Raw genomic sequence first — 14807 nt, 5'->3', positions numbered from 1 at the left:
ATGGTATATTTACAGCAAGAAATGTGGTACCGTTACCACATTCAAATAACAAATCTTAATTCTATATGTATAAATTTTCCGTGATATGTTATTTAAATTTTTGTGGTACCGATACCATGTTTAGCGGCGGGAGGGATTGTTATCGCAACGATTCGTGATGTGGCCAAATTGGCCGGCGTGTCCGTCTCGACCGTATCGCGTTATTTGAACAAAAGCGGTTATGTCAACGGGGAAACGCAGCGGTCGATCAAAGCCGCGATCGAGAAGCTCGATTATGCGCCGAATCAGGTGGCGCGGGGGCTGGCCGGAAAGAAGACGAAGACGATTGCGCTCATTTTGCCGGATATTTCGAACCTGTTTTTCTCGGATCTGGCCCGAGCGGTGGAGGACGTCGCCGCCACTTACGGATATACGGTGATTTTGGGCAATTCGGACGATCAGGGGGATAAGGAAAGACGATATATCGAAACGCTCAAGAAGAAATATATCGACGGCTTTATTTTCGCTTCCCAGACGTTCGGACCCGGCGATGCGGAAATGCTGACCAAGCTCGGCATTCCTTACGTTTGCCTGGACCGCGGCCCGTCGGAGCAAAGCTCCAGCGTCGTCCGATCAAAAAACAAAGAAGGCGCGGCGATGGCGGTTCGGCATCTGCTTGAGATCGGCTGCCGGAAAATCGCCCACATCTACGGCCCGCAGCATTTGATCACCGGAAAGGAGCGGCTGATCGGCTTTGAAGAGGAGGTGCAGCGGTTTAATTGGTACACGCCGACCTTGCTTGAAGAAGGCGACTTTCGGATTCGCGGCGGGATGAACGCGACCGAGCGGCTGATGCGGCGTCACCCTGATATCGACGGCATTTTTGCAGGCAACGATCTGATGGCGATCGGCGCATTGAAAGCGCTTAACCGCATGGGCATCAAAGTTGGCAAGCAGGTGGCGCTGTGCGGCTTCGACGGCATCCAGACGACGGAAATTACGGTGCCCGAGCTGACGACGATCGCGCAGCCGATTTATGAAATGGGCGCGCTGATTTCGCGCCTGCTGATCAAGAAGATCGAAGGCACGCTGGAGGAGGATCGGCTTTACGAGCTTGACGTGAAGCTGATCGCCAGAGACTCGACGTTGGCGTTTGATCCTAAATAAGATAAAGATACCCAATTTTCAGGAAGGATAGAGTGCGATGAATAAACCGAAAGTGGCGGTCATTGGCAGCTTGAATATGGATATTGTGGTGGAAACGCGCCAGCATCCGCAGGTTGGGGAGACGCTGCTTGGCGAACAGATTCGCTTCATCCCCGGGGGGAAAGGGGCGAACCAAGCGGTTGCGGCGGCGCGGCTTGGCGCGGAGACGGTGATGATCGGCGCGGTTGGCGAGGACGCTTTTGGCCGGGAACTGCTCGAAGCTCTGCGGCAGGATGGCGTTGACATCAGCGGCGTGAAGCGCCTGCCCGGCTGCACGACGGGCGTAGCTTCGATTTATGTCGCGGAAGGAGACAACAGCATCGTGGTTGTGCCCGGCGCAAACTACCGGGTGAGCCCGGAGGACATCGATGAGAACGAAGACAAGCTTCGCCGTGCGGATATCGTGCTGCTGCAGCTTGAAATTCCGGTGGACACCGTCTTCTACGCGGCGCAGAAAGCGAAGTCGTTCGGCAAGACGGTCGTGCTGAATCCCGCGCCCGCGCAGCCTTTGCCGCCGGAATTGTTCGGCTATGTCGACTACGTTACGCCAAACCGTACGGAGCTAAGCCGTTACACCGGTATGGATGCGGACGGGACAAAGCTTGCGGCGGCGATGCGGCGTATGAAAGAGATGGAAGCTAAGCACATTATTACGACGCTTGGAGCGGACGGTTCCGCTTATTTGACGGAGGACGGCGAGGTGCGAACCGTCCCGGGCCATCAGGTTAAGGTGGTGGATACGACGGGAGCGGGTGACTGCTACAATGCCGGTTTGGCCGTATCGCTCGCTAAGGGACGGAGCTTGCGCGAAGCGGTTGAATATGCGGCGCTCGTATCTGCGCTCGCCGTTACGAAATTCGGCGCTCAGGCGGGCATGCCTTCCGAAGCGGAAGCGGAGCGGTTCGCCGCAAAGCTGAAAAACAAGACAGGAGAATGAGCGATGAAAAAAATCGGAATCATCAACAGCGAATTGTCAAGAGTGATCAGCGAACTCGGCCATACGGACACCATCGTCATTGCCGATTGCGGGCTGCCGATTCCTCCCGGCGTAAGACGGATCGATCTGGCGCTGAAGCGCGGGGTGCCCGGATATGTGGAGACGCTGGAGACGATTTTGGAGGAAATGCAGGTGGAGCGGTACACGGTCGCCGCTGAAATGAAGGAGGCCAGCCCGGAATTGTACGAAAAGACGGCGCTTCTGCTTGAAGGGGCGGCCGAAGGCAACGTAACGCACGAGCGGTTCAAGCAGTTGACCCGCGAGGCCAAAGCGGTCGTTCGTACCGGCGAATGTACGCCGTACGCCAACGTAATTTTGCACGCGGGAGTCATTTTTTAGGATGGGGGGGCTATAGATGAATACGCCGCTTTTGGAGATGGAAGGAATCGACAAAAGCTTTTCCGGCGTAAAAGTGCTGGAGCAGGTGAAATTTACGCTTGAAGCCGGCGAAGTGCACGCCTTGATGGGGGAAAATGGCGCTGGAAAATCGACCCTGATGAAAATATTAAACGGCATCTATACGAAAGACAGCGGAACGGTGCGGGTTAAGGGCAAGGAGCGGTCCATTTTGTCGCCGTCGGCCGCGCAAGAGCTTGGCATCGTGATGATTCACCAGGAGCTGAATCTGATCCCGCATTTGACGGTGATGGAAAATATTTTTCTCGGACGGGAATTTACGCTTGGCCCCACCCGGCTGATCGATTGGTGCAAAATGAAGCGGGAGTCGGCCCGGTATTTGTCGCAGCTTGGGCTGATGATTCCTCCGGAGGCCATAGTCGGAGAATTGTCCGTTGGCCAGCAGCAGATGGTCGAAATCGCCAAGGCCCTGTCGATGAATACGGAAATTTTGGTGCTGGACGAACCGACGGCTGCGCTGACGAACCGGGAAATTGAAGGGCTGTTTCAGGTGATCGCTTCCTTGAAGCGGCAAGGGGTTGGGATGATCTACATCTCGCACCGGATGGAGGAGATTTTTCAGATTTGCGACCGGATTACGGTGATGCGGGACGGCCGCTATGTCGGAACGGAGAAGGTGGCCGAGACGAACATGGATCAAATCGTCAAAATGATGGTTGGCCGGGAAATCAAGGACCGTTTCCCTAAAGCGCACATCGATTTTGGCGAAGAGAAGCTTAGGGTGGAGAACCTCTCGCAAAAAGGTGTGTTGCACGACATCTCCTTTTCCGTCCGGGCTGGTGAAATTGTTGGCATCGCCGGCCTGATGGGAGCGGGACGCACGGAACTGGCCAAAGCGTTGTTCGGGGTATCGCCCATCGACGGCGGAACGATTGCCATCAACGGCAAGAAGGTGCAAATCCGCAAGCCGAGCGATGCGATCCGGGCCGGATTGGCGCTAGTGACGGAGGACCGGAAAGACGAAGGGCTGCTTCTTGCAATGAGCGTCCGCGACAACTTGTCAATGACCAATTTGACAGCGGTTTCAAACGGCGGATTTCTCAGTGAGGCCAAGGAACGGGAACTGGCGGACACGATGATTCAGCGGCTTCGCATCAAAACGTCAAGCGGCGCGCAGGCGGTCGGCTCGCTTAGCGGAGGCAATCAGCAAAAGGTCGTCATCGGCAAGTGGTTGGCGACGAATCCGCAGGTGCTCATTTTGGATGAGCCGACAAGAGGCGTGGACATCGGCGCGAAAAAGGAAATTTACGATCTGATGAACAAGCTTGCGGCCGAGGGCGTCGCGATTGTGATGATTTCGTCCGAGCTTCCGGAAATTCTGGGCATGAGCGACAGAATTCTGGTCATGCATGAAGGAAAGCTGACGGGGCATTTTACGAGAGAAGAGGCAACGCAGGAAAAAATTATGATCTGTGCCACAGGGGGAGGAGAACAATATGCTAGCTAAAACGCCGGGCGCCCAAACGTTGAAACGGTTCAACTTGCAAGGGATCGGGCCGCTTATCGGGCTGGCGCTCATCATGATCGCGCTGTCGATTTTTGCCGACAATTTTTTGACGGTCAACAACTTGCTTAACGTGCTTCGCCAGGTCTCGATCAACGCTCTGATTGCGTTCGGGATGACCTTTGTTATTCTGACCGGCGGCATCGACCTATCGGTCGGCTCTATTTTCGCTCTATCCAGTGCGCTTACGGCGGGGCTTATGGCCGGCGGAATGAACACCTGGCTGGCCGTGGCCGTCGGGATTGCCTCCGGAGCGGCTATGGGCGCGGTCAACGGGCTTATCGTGGCGAAAGGACGGCTGGCTCCGTTTATCGTCACGCTGGCTACGATGACGATTTACCGCGGACTTACGCTCGTTTACACCGACGGGAAGCCGATTACCGGCTTAAACAAAGATTTTGCTCTGCTTGGAAAAGGGTACTTTCTGCAAATACCGACACCGATTATTTGGATGGTTCTCGCGTTTGCAGTGGTATACATCATTCTGAAACATACCACTTTCGGCCGGCGCGTATACGCGGTCGGAAGCAATGAGGAGGCGACATGGCTATCGGGGATTAGCACATCCAAAGTCAAATTGCTGGTCTACTCGATCAGCGGCATGTTGGCATCGATCAGCGGCCTCATCCTCACCTCGCGGTTGAACTCCGCGCAGCCGACGGCAGGCGTCTCTTATGAGCTGGACGCCATCGCGGCGGTCGTGCTTGGTGGAACGAGCTTGTCGGGCGGCAAAGGCTGGATCGTCGGGACATTGATCGGCGCCGTCATTATCGGCGTGCTGAACAACGGTCTGAACTTGCTTAACGTATCGTCGTTCTATCAACAAGTCGTAAAAGGGGCTGTCATTCTGATCGCGGTGCTTCTCGACCGTTCGAAAACAAGAACAGCGTAAAAGCGCAAAATTAAACGAAAAGGAGCCTGGAAAAATGAAAAAGTATGGTATCGTATGGCCGCTAACGCTTGCTTTGTTTCTCTTGCTTGCCGCGTGCACGACAGGGAATGAAGGCGGGACGGCAGGCAACGCCGGGAATGCCGCTGGCAAGGGGAATAACGGCGGCAAAGTGAAAATCGGTTTGTCGATCTCCACGCAAAACAATCCGTTTTTCGTCACTTTGAAGGAAGGCGCGGAGAAAGCGGCTCAGGCCGCCGGCGCGGAACTGATCGTCGTCGATGCGCAAGACGACACCTCGAAACAAATCAGCGGCATCGAAGATTTGATTCAGCAACAAGTGGATGTGATCCTCATTAATCCTACCGATAGCGACGCCGTCGTGACGGCGGTAGAATCGGCCAACAACGTCAATATTCCGGTCATTACGGTAGACCGGGCGGCAAACGGCGGCACCGTCGTATCGCACATCGCTTCCGACAACGTAGCGGGCGGCAAAATGGCCGGGGAGTTCATTCTTGAAAAACTCGGCGGCAAAGGGAACATCGTTGAACTGCAAGGCATTGCCGGCACATCGGCAGCGCGGGATCGCGGCGAAGGTTTCCACAGCGCCGTGGACGGCAAAGACGGCGTGAAAGTCGTCGCTTCGCAGCCGGCCGATTTTGACCGGGCCAAAGGGCTGACGGTTATGGAAAATATTTTGCAAAGCAACAGCGACGTTCAGGCGGTATTCGCCCACAACGACGAAATGGCGCTCGGGGCGCTGCAGGCGATTGAAGCCGCAGGCAAAAAAGACATTATCGTCGTCGGTTTCGATGCCACGGACGACGCGGTAAGCGCCGTGAATAGCGGCACGATGGCGGCTACGGTAGCGCAAAAGCCGGAATTGATCGGCCAGAAGGCGATCGAAACGGCGATGAAAGTGGCCGCAGGCGAGCAGGTAGAAAGCTCGATTCCGGTCGAGCTGGAGCTTGTGACTAAGCAATAACGCGGAAGCCGCCGCTGGCGAATGGGTGAAAGAGATCGCCCCAAGCCCCGAGCTGCGCAAATAGTTTAACCATCAGCCGGAGCGGTTTGCCGATTTTAGCAAAAGCTAGATTATAAAAACATTCGTCTGGGGGAAGGTTCACCCTGCAAACGTTCGTGATTGTAAAATTCAATATAATCAGCGAGGTTTGTTTTGAACTAAGAAAAGAATGGACAGGCTTGCGCCCCAATGCGGGTCATGTGAATGAATAACGCTTGAACTGTGGTTGCCCCCATTCTTTTCTATCCTTATCTAATTGTGAACACGAACCAACGTCAGGAAACGGTGCGATTTGTGTGCAACGGGCGGTTTGTGAGGTAAGGGTGGACGAGCTATTTGGAGGGAGAAGCCGGTCCGGTAGGGCCGGCTTTCTGCTTCTTCTGGATTCGGAGTCTTGAATGTTGCCGTTTTAGTGAAAAAATATGAATACCTCATCAGGACAAGATAAATACTCCTGAATATGAAGAGCAGAGCAAATCTTGGATTGAAAAGAGAATGTTCTACTTATCGGATTGATCGGTTCTTGTTCTACTGAATAATGTCATTAAATATGGAAATCAACATTTCTGGCAGCGTGTCGGCAAACAATTCTTTTAGGGCAGACTGAACATCCGCCATTGTTTTTAAATCGTTGTCTTTAATGAAGGCTTTCACTTGATCTCTGCTGAACTTTGGGGCCACTGTGTTCATCCTTTCCATCCAACCTTTCTCAATCGATAAATAATCGAGCGGTTTTCTGAATTTCAGAGATTAAGGCTGGTTTGTTGGCATAGGATGGCATGGACGGCGTCCTCCGCGTCAGTTTTTATATTTACATTTAGCTTGTCCAATGATAAACATTTCTCCTTTTAAGAAAATAAAGCGCTCCGAGGCTAAAGATAAGAGCGACTGCGGCTTGGGTCACCATGCAGCTTTGGAGGGAGAGGTTCGGATTGGCTCGATTCCACTGCATCAGATACAGAAATCCCTGACCGGTGCCTGTAGTAAACATGCCGAAAAAAAGATAAGCCAAAGGCAGCACGATGCCTAGTGCGATATTTTTGAAGAAAATCAGAAAGAAACTCGATAATATCATATAGAAAACCGCCGAAGTAAAAGCCAACCCCAGCTCCTCCGCCGAATAATTGCCCATATCACGAAGAGCCGCAGTGTAGACTGCGGAGTAGACCAAACTCAGCAGGACGGGCCGGATCCAGCCAACGAAGAAGGCATTCAACGGATAGGTGAGAAGAAGTTCTTTATGATTGATTGAACCTATTTGGTATAACGACGCTACTACTGGAAACAGCATCACCGGGAACACGATATAAATTAAGAGTTGGTTCGATAGATCGGCGTTGAAGCTCTTTAACCATATAGCCAGCAACGTAAGGATAAGCGGAAAGAGCAGGAGGCCGTACCGAGTTTTAAATAGATAACGCCAGAAAATTATCTCTTGTTTAACCAAACCATATACCCCTCTTCCAAAGTAGGTGATGCTGCAGTCGCTTTAGAATCCAGCGGATCAGGTGCTATGTACCGAAGATGAACCTGACTGGAATCCAGTTGGAGATGCTGGGTCATCAACGCTGCGGGATTTGTCCGAATTTGCTCGGCGGTAGAGACATCTGTAGTAAGCTCCCACACCTTTCCTTTTGCAAGAGATACGACTTCTTCAATCGAAGGATACGGCTGGATCGTACCGCCTTGCATCAACAGGACTTGATCACATGTCATGGCTACGTCTTCTGTAATATGGGTAGAGAGAATGACGATTCGGTCTTGCCCCAGCTTTTTGATCAGATTCCGGAAACGAATTCGCTCCTCGGGATCCAAGCCTGCGGTTGGCTCATCGACAAGCAGTAAGGCGGGATGATGAAGGATCGCCTGAGCAATCCCCAACCTCTGTTTCATGCCTCCTGAGAACGATTTGACCAGATCTTCCGCATGTTGTTCCAGATTCACTTCCTGTAAAATAAGAGGGATCTCTTTCGAGAGCTGCCGAGTGTCCAATCCTCGAAGCACCCCCATGTATTCCAGGTATTCTCTTGCTTTCAAGTTGGGAAAGCCGCCGATATGCTGCGGCAAATAGCCTACGATTCTTCTCACCTTCTCGGTGTCTTTTTTCCAATCCAGTTGATTCATGCGGATACTCCCGCGATCTGGGGCATAGTAAGTTGACAATATTCTCAGGAGTGTCGTTTTTCCCGCCCCGTTCGGACCAAGGAGTCCAACAATCCCCTTATCTAATGTGAAGGAGGTCTCGTGCAGAGCTTCTTTTTTGCCGAATTTTTTAGCAATGGATTCAACTTGTAACATTATCGCTCACCTTTTTTCTGTGGATAGAACACTCTCAAAATATCTTCATTCGGATAAATATTCGGATAAATATAAGCCTCATCTGGGTTGGCCTGCATTCCGTAAAACGTAGTGACGTAATAAACGTTAGGCGGAAGCTGTGCGGACGCAGCATATTTCTTATTGTTATCTTTAAAAATATCCTCTACCCCTTGCTGAATTCTCTGAATTCGATCCAAGGTTTTGTAGCGGGGAAAGACTAAATGACCCTCATGCTCAAACTCACCCATGAGAAGGGTAGGGCCGAAGGCAACGCCTGTCCATAAATTTTCAGAGGGATGGGCTAGATTCGATAGGATTCGGTTGGGTTTTGCGGAATCCCAATAGATTTCGTATTTCTCTTTAACTCCCTGCGAGTAAGGATCCATGGCCTCCAGCGGATTCATAGGATACCAGGCAGAGGTCGCGATAAGCTGTAATGTTGTTGGTCCAATGGCTTGATAAGTACGGGTCTCCACTTCCAGATGCAGTGTCCCGATCCGTTCAGGCAATTCAAGTTGGACCACATTCCCTAAGCGTGTTGGAACTATAGGTCGCTCGTTAAGGCTTGCGGAAAGAACCTGAAAATCCTCTAATAAAGCCAAAGAAATCTGATCACTCTGCGATTCGATATCCATATCCACGGTATAGCGGAAGTAATGATTGCTCTCCCCGTGGTTCAGATGAAAGGTGTATTGATTCACTTTATAGCCGGTGTTTAATTGGATCTCATCGTTGTAATGGAAAACGGCTTGTCCAAGCGTATCACTCCCTGTGATATATGGAACGTAGGGGGATAACGTTGGGATAAGCAGCGAAATCACCATGGTCGCTATGGCTAGGTTTCTTTTTGTTCGATCCCTTCGGTACATGACCAAGGTATAAGCTGAGATCAACAACAGAAACATGAATGCCCTTTGGAAGTAATATCCTTTGTTGATTTCAAGACTCTCTAACGGACTGGAGGAGAAGATTAGAATCATATTCGGGTCCCCGTTAATCAGCCAACCACCCAAGGTTTGTGGAATAAAGCCCAACATGGAATTATAAGGCATGGTTAAGAACCACAAAAAAATCATGATCAAATAGCTATAAATGCCAGGAAGACTTCGGTACACAAGATATCCCAGGATGATGGAGTAGAAAAAGGGAATGAACCAACATAACACCGTATAGAGCAGGGAATCTAGGATGTCTGACTTGGTGATATTGTTGTAAGTAATTCCAATGTAGGCCATAACAGTTATATAGAAAAGAAAGTAAATGGCAGCAGACAGCGTCAACCAATACAGGAGCTTACTTCGATGATATAAGGCATACTTAGGTGTTACGAAAAGGTGCTCCTCAGCATGGTTGTTGATTTCCATTCGTGCGATTTCAGCGCCATAGATTGAAAATAGAAGTGACATCACCATCATAAAATAGACTAGGCCAGGCACAACCGAGAGATCGGTTAAGCTTGACCTTGGCAAAAATATAGCTGCAACGATGGTTAAAGCAAATAGAGCCATCCACAACGGAGTCCGAATAAACTGCTTGATTTCCATTCCAATCATTTTTAGCATAGTAACCTCAACCTTTTAGTGGAAAATCCCTCTTCATATATTACTATATATTCCAAATTAGTAAATGGATTAGGTCATTTGCCGAGGAAGTGGTTATGATACAGCGACTGTTATTTGGAGCAGTATTATGAGCGGACCGTTTACTTATCTCAGCTCTGGATTGAAACGGGTCAGCAGCACGGCGTTATTCCCGAAACCGTTGAGGCGGACAAAACGGCTGAGTTGTTCACGCTGATGACGCTGGGATTCCGAATTCGTGCAAGAATTCCGAACGTGCACGCGCTGGTTAATGCACAGGACTTAACTTCACTGATGACGAACATATTGAGCCCCGTTAGAGAACGGGAAGAGAAAGGGTGATCGGTTGTGGGATTATGGTTAACCTTGCATGTACTAGGTGTCTTATTGATGGTGGGAAATATCATCACGGCGGCATTTTGGAAGAGCCGGGCAGACCGGACCGGGAATCCCCAAATTATGCACAATGCGGCTAAGAACGTGATGGTCGCGGATTATATTTTTACGATTCCTGGACTGGTCCTGATCGTCCTTTCTGGCGGCATGATGACAGGCGGCTTGGGCTACTCATTAACGGGGCTGAATTGGCTTACTTTATCTCTGGGCTTGTTTGCCGTGAGCGGATTGATTTGGCTGATCGCCAGAGACTCGACGTTGGCGTTTGATCCTAAATAAGATAAAGATACCCAATTTTCAGGAAGGATAGAGTGCGATGAATAAACCGAAAGTGGCGGTCATTGGCAGCTTGAATATGGATATTGTGGTGGAAACGCGCCAGCATCCGCAGGTTGGGGAAACGCTGCTTGGCGAACAGATTCGCTTCATATAAGTACCAAGGAACAATATCAATGGAAGAGAATAAAAGTAGTAAAAAAACTACAATAGGATTTATGCTAGATGAAAGTTCTATTTTTAGAGGTAGCTTATTAGAAAATATTACCTATGGGTTGAAAGAAGAACAGATTGATATAGATAATATTAGGAAGGTATTAAATCAGGTCAAATTAGAATATTTATTTGATAAAACTGAAGGATTAAATACCATATTGGATGAGCCTACTTCCGGGCTCGATGATTTGACAGAACAAATCGTATGGGGAAACTTTCGTAGAGAATGTAATGACTCGACTATTCTTTATACAACACATCACAAACAAATCATCTATAGTACTGACCGAGTTCTACAAATAAGTAATGGAAAAATAAACAATGCTGTGAATATAACAGAAAATTATAGTCTAAGTTTCCAAAATTAAATATAAATCCCATAACCAGTGAACTGTTAGTTTCAGCTAGACAGAAAATAATTTTGATAGTAGAGACAGAAAAATAACTACTTAGGAGAACTAATGGAAGTGAAGAAACGACTCAATCTATTTTCTTATGAAGATACCATAAATGTGAATAAAAAAGATGGTATTATTCTGATTTTGTATTATGTGTATCTAATGACGTGTACGTATCTGTTTGGGGTAATGATGTTCAGCACGAATTTATTATATGAGACGTCCAAATATATTAATAATATTAGTTTATTAAGAATTATACTAAGTGTTCCCATGTTCGTATTTCAATTACTCCCTATTATGTTGATTTTATTATTTCGTGGGCATTCTCTATCGACCATTGGAATTACTAAATTCAAGATACTTAAATCTATTATTATTGGACTAATCGCTGCTGTACCATTAAATGCATTACCGATATTTGGATATTTAAAAGGGAATTATACTATTCAACTTAGCCTAGGGAATGCGCTGTTACAACTTATATATTATATTGTTATAATTGGATTTGCCGAGGAAGTTATATTTCGGGGATATCTTCAAACACGAATTTTTACTCTTATTAGTAATAAATACCTTGCAATTTTTACAGGTTCATTTATGTTCGCAATCCTACATATTCCTTTTCATATGGTCCGATCCGAGATGAGCCTTTATGAGTTTATAACACACGACTGGTTCGATCTATTGTTGAAAGGTTTAATGCATCTAATCTTTGTATTCATTTATTCTCGGACGAAAAACATCATTGCCCCATCAATTGCACATGGATTAATTGATTTTTTTAACAATTAAAGGAACTTTTTTTCGAGCGAGTTAAGAGGTCCTATCTTCGAACGTGGATAGGACCGATTTTAAATAATAAAGGAAGTGAGATAGATATTGAAAAAAATCGTGCTTCTGGTTTTCAGTTTGGCGCTACTCATCACGGTCACGGCTTGTAGTGGTGATAACAATTCTGCCAAGGCTGGTGGTGAGGGGAATCCTGTAGAAGTAAAGGCCAATAATCAGGATATTAATCCGGTTATTATTTCAAAGAACGTGGAAAAGTCGGATTACAGTAATATGACTCCTTTTCAATCCATTATGGAAAATAACGTTGCAGATCTTCCCTATGTTAAATTAGGAGAAACGATTCAAATAAAATTTCAAGACCAAACAACTGAACCAGGCTCGTACGAGCTGATTGATTATATTTTGACGGAAGAAGGGAAGATGAAATATAAGATACCCGAGTTTAGTAGGCTTGAGTTGAAGTTCGATCATGGTACAGCTTCGTTTGTTCTTAAGGAGAATATGCTGGCCTATGCGAGCTCAGACAGTAAGGATTATGAACCAGGCGCTGTCTTGAGAGGTTTCCGGCTGTTGTGTAGTTGGGATCACGACATCCAAGAGGTGGCTTTTGTAATTCGAACCGATGCCTTTTCCGAGAACGGACTGACCAACTAATTAAAAACTGGTGCAAGAATTGAAGTGACTTAATTATGGAGAGAATAAAAACCTCCTGGGCACAGCCAGGAGGGGGAGCCATGTAAGAAATTTATGGATACATCGGCACCTCCATCATCACCTCGCCCCCGCCTGTCACCTGAGAGTTGGCGAGATGCAGTTCACCCCCATGCAATTGGGCAACAAATTGGGTGATATAGAGGCCCATGCCGTAGTGTCCGTTGCTTCGGCGGGAGGGGTCGCCCATGTAGAACTGTTCGGTGGCGTACTTGAGCGCTTCGGGCGAGAAACCCGGACCTTCGTCGGTCACGCGGAATTGAATCCGATCGCCCAATGCCTCCACCGATAGCGTGATTTTACTCTTCGCCGGAGCGTGATCCATGGCGTTGGCGATGACGTTCATGAGGGCGCGCTCCAACAAGACAGGATCGGCATAGAACTCGTCCGGCAGTTCGCCAACGAAGTGGACTGCGACGGAAAGCTCTTTAACTGCGGCGAGAGCCTGCATCTGGACTTCGAGCGCATGGATGAACTCTTTCAGATCGAGGTTGACGGGCTGATAGGAAGCCGCAGTTTCCGTATTCGTGATTTCGATCAAGGTCTTGATATAAGCTTCCATCTGGCGGGCGCTTTGGGCGATATATTCGGTGTATTCCCGTTGCTCGTCCGACTGCTCCGTTTCCGAGAGGAGCTCAACATTGCCGCGAACGATGGTGAGCGGAGTTTTGACGTCATGGGCGAGCGCTGAGATTTGAGCCCGGCGGCGGCGCTCCAGATTCCATTGCTGCTCCAGCGAGCTCTTCAGGGCATCCCGCATCTGATCCATGGACCTAAGCACTTGGTCAATTTCAGCGATCCCGCTGTATTGGATGGAGAAGTCCAGCTCCTGCTCCTGAATGCGCTGGGTTGCTTCCTGGAGTCCGCTCATTTTGCGGGCTAGCTTTCGACCAAACGAAGAGGCCAACAGAACGGCTTGAAGCAGAAAGAGGACACAGAACAGGGCGAAAAAGGCCAGTTCCGCACTGGGCAGCACGCGGCGCAGGGCCGTTTGGTTAAACTGGGCGGCGAGAGAATACCGGAAGATATAAACCTCTTGGCCATACGTGACTTTCACATAATGATAAGGAAAAGTGTAACCTGCCGCTTGATCGCCCTCCAGACGCTTCCACGCCGTCTCACTTTGCTTGGTGGATAAGCTGTGTTCCAGGAGCTTCCCGTCCACCGTGTACTTCGCATATTGGTACAACGCAGAGGGCGAGTCTAGCCGTACCTCCTGTCCCGCCGTGAGACGAGACTTGACGTCCTCCACCTGCTTCTCGGCATAGTCTGCTGGGAGAACGACTCCCGAGAACAGCAACCCCATAAAGATCAAGGCTAGCAATAGGGCAAGCCCAATCGTTCCCAGACAAAAGGCGGCTAAATATTTAAGAAACAGCGTACGCAGCTTGGTTTCTTTCGGTCCTGGCATGACTCGGGCTATTTCCATCGGTAACCTATCCCCCATACGGTTTCAATCGGATTCACGTTCATTTGGTTTAACTTGGCACGGATATTTTTGACATGCTCGACGATAGTAGAAACTTCACTTTCTCCATCGAATCCAAACACGGATTCATAAATCTGATCCTTCGAGAACACTTGCCCCCGATGTAACGCCAAAAATTCACAGATGGCATATTCGCTTTTGGTCAACGGGATGAGGGTATCCCGCACCCGCATCTCCTTGCCCGACAGGTTGAAATGTACTTCGCCGATTAAGAGAACGCTGCGCCGTTCCCGGCTTTCCCGGCGGAGGTGGGCAGCAATTCGCGCCCTTAACTCGCCTGCGCCAAACGGCTTGATGATATAATCGTCCGCCCCGATGCTTAAGCCCTCCACCAGATCATTTTCCATGGATTTGGCAGTCAGAAACAGGATGGGGCAGTCGACCTTGCTGCGAATTTGCCGGCAGAGGGTGAACCCGTCCAACTCCGGCATCATCACGTCCAGTACGATCAGGTCAAAGCTTCCCAATTGCAGCGTTAACACATCAGAAGGAGCGGAGAGAGCTGTGACGAGATGTCCTTCTTTTTGCAAAATATTCCGAATCAAGGTCAGTACGGCTGGATCATCATCTACCGCAAGAATATGGGCCATGTTCTATCCCTTCTTTAT

16 protein-coding genes and 2 pseudogenes are annotated in these 14807 nt (G+C 49.1%); 11 read left to right on the top strand and 7 right to left on the bottom strand.

Going from position 1 to position 14807, the window contains the following annotated elements; genetic code table 11:
* The first annotated feature begins 141 nt into the window (after positions 1–141).
* From C812_RS19900 to rbsB, 6 genes are read left to right on the top strand one after another with little or no spacing between them, the layout of a single operon-like run.
* Complete coding sequence (locus C812_RS19900) at positions 142–1146, top strand: LacI family DNA-binding transcriptional regulator (RefSeq protein ID WP_036626172.1); 1005 nt, start codon at positions 142–144, stop codon at positions 1144–1146.
* A 37-nt stretch (positions 1147–1183) separates the two neighbouring features.
* Positions 1184–2122, top strand: a complete 939-nt coding sequence (gene rbsK / locus C812_RS19895; RefSeq protein WP_016314444.1) for a ribokinase — start codon at positions 1184–1186, stop codon at positions 2120–2122.
* Positions 2123–2125: 3 nt separating this feature from the next.
* Positions 2126–2521: a D-ribose pyranase gene (gene rbsD, locus C812_RS19890; RefSeq protein ID WP_016314443.1), complete on the top strand. Its 396-nt coding sequence runs from the start codon at positions 2126–2128 to the stop codon at positions 2519–2521.
* A gap of 16 nt (positions 2522–2537) precedes the next feature.
* Positions 2538–4046 (top strand): sugar ABC transporter ATP-binding protein, encoded by a 1509-nt coding sequence (locus C812_RS19885; RefSeq protein WP_016314442.1) that lies wholly within the window; start codon positions 2538–2540, stop codon positions 4044–4046.
* Positions 4036–4995: an ABC transporter permease gene (locus C812_RS19880; protein ID WP_016314441.1), complete on the top strand. Its 960-nt coding sequence runs from the start codon at positions 4036–4038 to the stop codon at positions 4993–4995. The genes C812_RS19885 and C812_RS19880 overlap by 11 nt, the downstream gene beginning before the upstream one ends.
* Positions 4996–5029: 34 nt before the next feature.
* Entirely contained in the window at positions 5030–5980 is a 951-nt protein-coding gene (gene rbsB / locus C812_RS19875) for a ribose ABC transporter substrate-binding protein RbsB (protein ID WP_016314440.1), read from the top strand.
* Between the two features lie 110 nt (positions 5981–6090).
* On the opposite strand, the pseudogene C812_RS23135 reads toward rbsB, so the two are convergent.
* The 5 genes and pseudogenes from C812_RS23135 to C812_RS19860 all read right to left on the bottom strand — a co-directional run.
* Positions 6091–6174: pseudogene (locus C812_RS23135) on the bottom strand (hypothetical protein); the annotation flags it as partial.
* A 403-nt stretch (positions 6175–6577) separates the two neighbouring features.
* Positions 6578–6709 (bottom strand): annotated as a pseudogene (locus C812_RS22430) (IS256 family transposase); the annotation flags it as partial.
* A 127-nt stretch (positions 6710–6836) separates the two neighbouring features.
* Positions 6837–7466 carry a hypothetical protein gene (locus C812_RS19870; RefSeq protein WP_016314438.1) on the bottom strand — a complete coding sequence of 210 codons (630 nt, stop codon included), beginning with the start codon at positions 7464–7466 and terminating at the stop codon, positions 6837–6839.
* Positions 7448–8317, bottom strand: coding sequence for an ABC transporter ATP-binding protein (locus C812_RS19865; protein ID WP_016314437.1), 870 nt, complete (start codon positions 8315–8317; stop codon positions 7448–7450). Before C812_RS19865 ends, C812_RS19870 begins: the two co-directional genes overlap by 19 nt.
* Positions 8317–9882, bottom strand: coding sequence for a hypothetical protein (locus C812_RS19860; protein WP_167669345.1), 1566 nt, complete (start codon positions 9880–9882; stop codon positions 8317–8319). Before C812_RS19860 ends, C812_RS19865 begins: the two co-directional genes overlap by 1 nt.
* A 132-nt stretch (positions 9883–10014) precedes the next feature.
* On the opposite strand from C812_RS19860, the gene C812_RS19855 reads away from it, so the two are divergent.
* The 5 genes from C812_RS19855 to C812_RS21680 all read left to right on the top strand — a co-directional run bounded on the left by C812_RS19855 (position 10015) and on the right by C812_RS21680 (position 12653).
* A complete protein-coding gene (locus C812_RS19855; RefSeq protein ID WP_028539987.1) occupies positions 10015–10260 on the top strand; it encodes a hypothetical protein in 246 nt (81 codons plus the stop codon).
* A 6-nt stretch (positions 10261–10266) separates the two neighbouring features.
* Positions 10267–10593, top strand: coding sequence for a DUF2269 family protein (locus C812_RS19850; protein ID WP_016314435.1), 327 nt, complete (start codon positions 10267–10269; stop codon positions 10591–10593).
* A 173-nt stretch (positions 10594–10766) separates the two neighbouring features.
* Positions 10767–11174, top strand: coding sequence for a hypothetical protein (locus tag C812_RS19845; protein WP_016314433.1), 408 nt, complete (start codon positions 10767–10769; stop codon positions 11172–11174).
* A gap of 93 nt (positions 11175–11267) precedes the next feature.
* The gene (locus C812_RS23115) at positions 11268–11999 is read left to right on the top strand and encodes a CPBP family intramembrane glutamic endopeptidase (protein WP_016314432.1); all 732 of its coding nucleotides are present in this window, start codon (positions 11268–11270) and stop codon (positions 11997–11999) included.
* Positions 12000–12086: 87 nt separating this feature from the next.
* Positions 12087–12653 (top strand): hypothetical protein, encoded by a 567-nt coding sequence (locus C812_RS21680; RefSeq protein ID WP_016314431.1) that lies wholly within the window; start codon positions 12087–12089, stop codon positions 12651–12653.
* Between the two features lie 91 nt (positions 12654–12744).
* Here the strand turns inward: C812_RS21680 and C812_RS19830 are convergent, their stop codons facing one another.
* Together C812_RS19830 and C812_RS19825 are read right to left on the bottom strand one after the other, a co-directional pair.
* Complete coding sequence (locus C812_RS19830; protein WP_016314430.1) at positions 12745–14139, bottom strand: HAMP domain-containing sensor histidine kinase; 1395 nt, start codon at positions 14137–14139, stop codon at positions 12745–12747.
* Positions 14130–14789, bottom strand: coding sequence for a response regulator transcription factor (locus C812_RS19825; protein ID WP_016314429.1), 660 nt, complete (start codon positions 14787–14789; stop codon positions 14130–14132). Before C812_RS19825 ends, C812_RS19830 begins: the two co-directional genes overlap by 10 nt.
* Positions 14790–14807: the final 18 nt, after the last annotated feature.

This window comes from Paenibacillus barengoltzii G22 (genome assembly GCF_000403375.2).
Lineage (GTDB): Bacteria > Bacillota > Bacilli > Paenibacillales > Paenibacillaceae > Fontibacillus > Fontibacillus barengoltzii.
The sequence above is the reverse complement of the archived record's forward strand: the minus strand, read 5'-3'. Positions and strand labels throughout refer to the sequence as shown.

Bases quoted from the DNA above. Each gene is read 5' to 3' on its own strand.
- C812_RS19865 (WP_016314437.1), bottom strand. From the start codon at position 8,317: ATGTTACAAGTTGAATCCATTGCTAAAAAATTCGGCAAAAAAGAAGCT.
- C812_RS19885 (WP_016314442.1), top strand. From the start codon at position 2,538: ATGAATACGCCGCTTTTGGAGATGGAAGGAATCGACAAAAGCTTTTCC.
- C812_RS19825 (WP_016314429.1), bottom strand. From the start codon at position 14,789: ATGGCCCATATTCTTGCGGTAGATGATGATCCAGCCGTACTGACCTTG.
- C812_RS19845 (WP_016314433.1), top strand. From the start codon at position 10,767: ATGGAAGAGAATAAAAGTAGTAAAAAAACTACAATAGGATTTATGCTA.
- rbsB (WP_016314440.1), top strand. From the start codon at position 5,030: ATGAAAAAGTATGGTATCGTATGGCCGCTAACGCTTGCTTTGTTTCTC.
- C812_RS19830 (WP_016314430.1), bottom strand. From the start codon at position 14,139: ATGGAAATAGCCCGAGTCATGCCAGGACCGAAAGAAACCAAGCTGCGT.
- rbsD (WP_016314443.1), top strand. From the start codon at position 2,126: ATGAAAAAAATCGGAATCATCAACAGCGAATTGTCAAGAGTGATCAGC.
- C812_RS19880 (WP_016314441.1), top strand. From the start codon at position 4,036: ATGCTAGCTAAAACGCCGGGCGCCCAAACGTTGAAACGGTTCAACTTG.
- rbsK (WP_016314444.1), top strand. From the start codon at position 1,184: ATGAATAAACCGAAAGTGGCGGTCATTGGCAGCTTGAATATGGATATT.
- C812_RS19860 (WP_167669345.1), bottom strand. From the start codon at position 9,882: ATGGAAATCAAGCAGTTTATTCGGACTCCGTTGTGGATGGCTCTATTT.
- C812_RS23115 (WP_016314432.1), top strand. From the start codon at position 11,268: ATGGAAGTGAAGAAACGACTCAATCTATTTTCTTATGAAGATACCATA.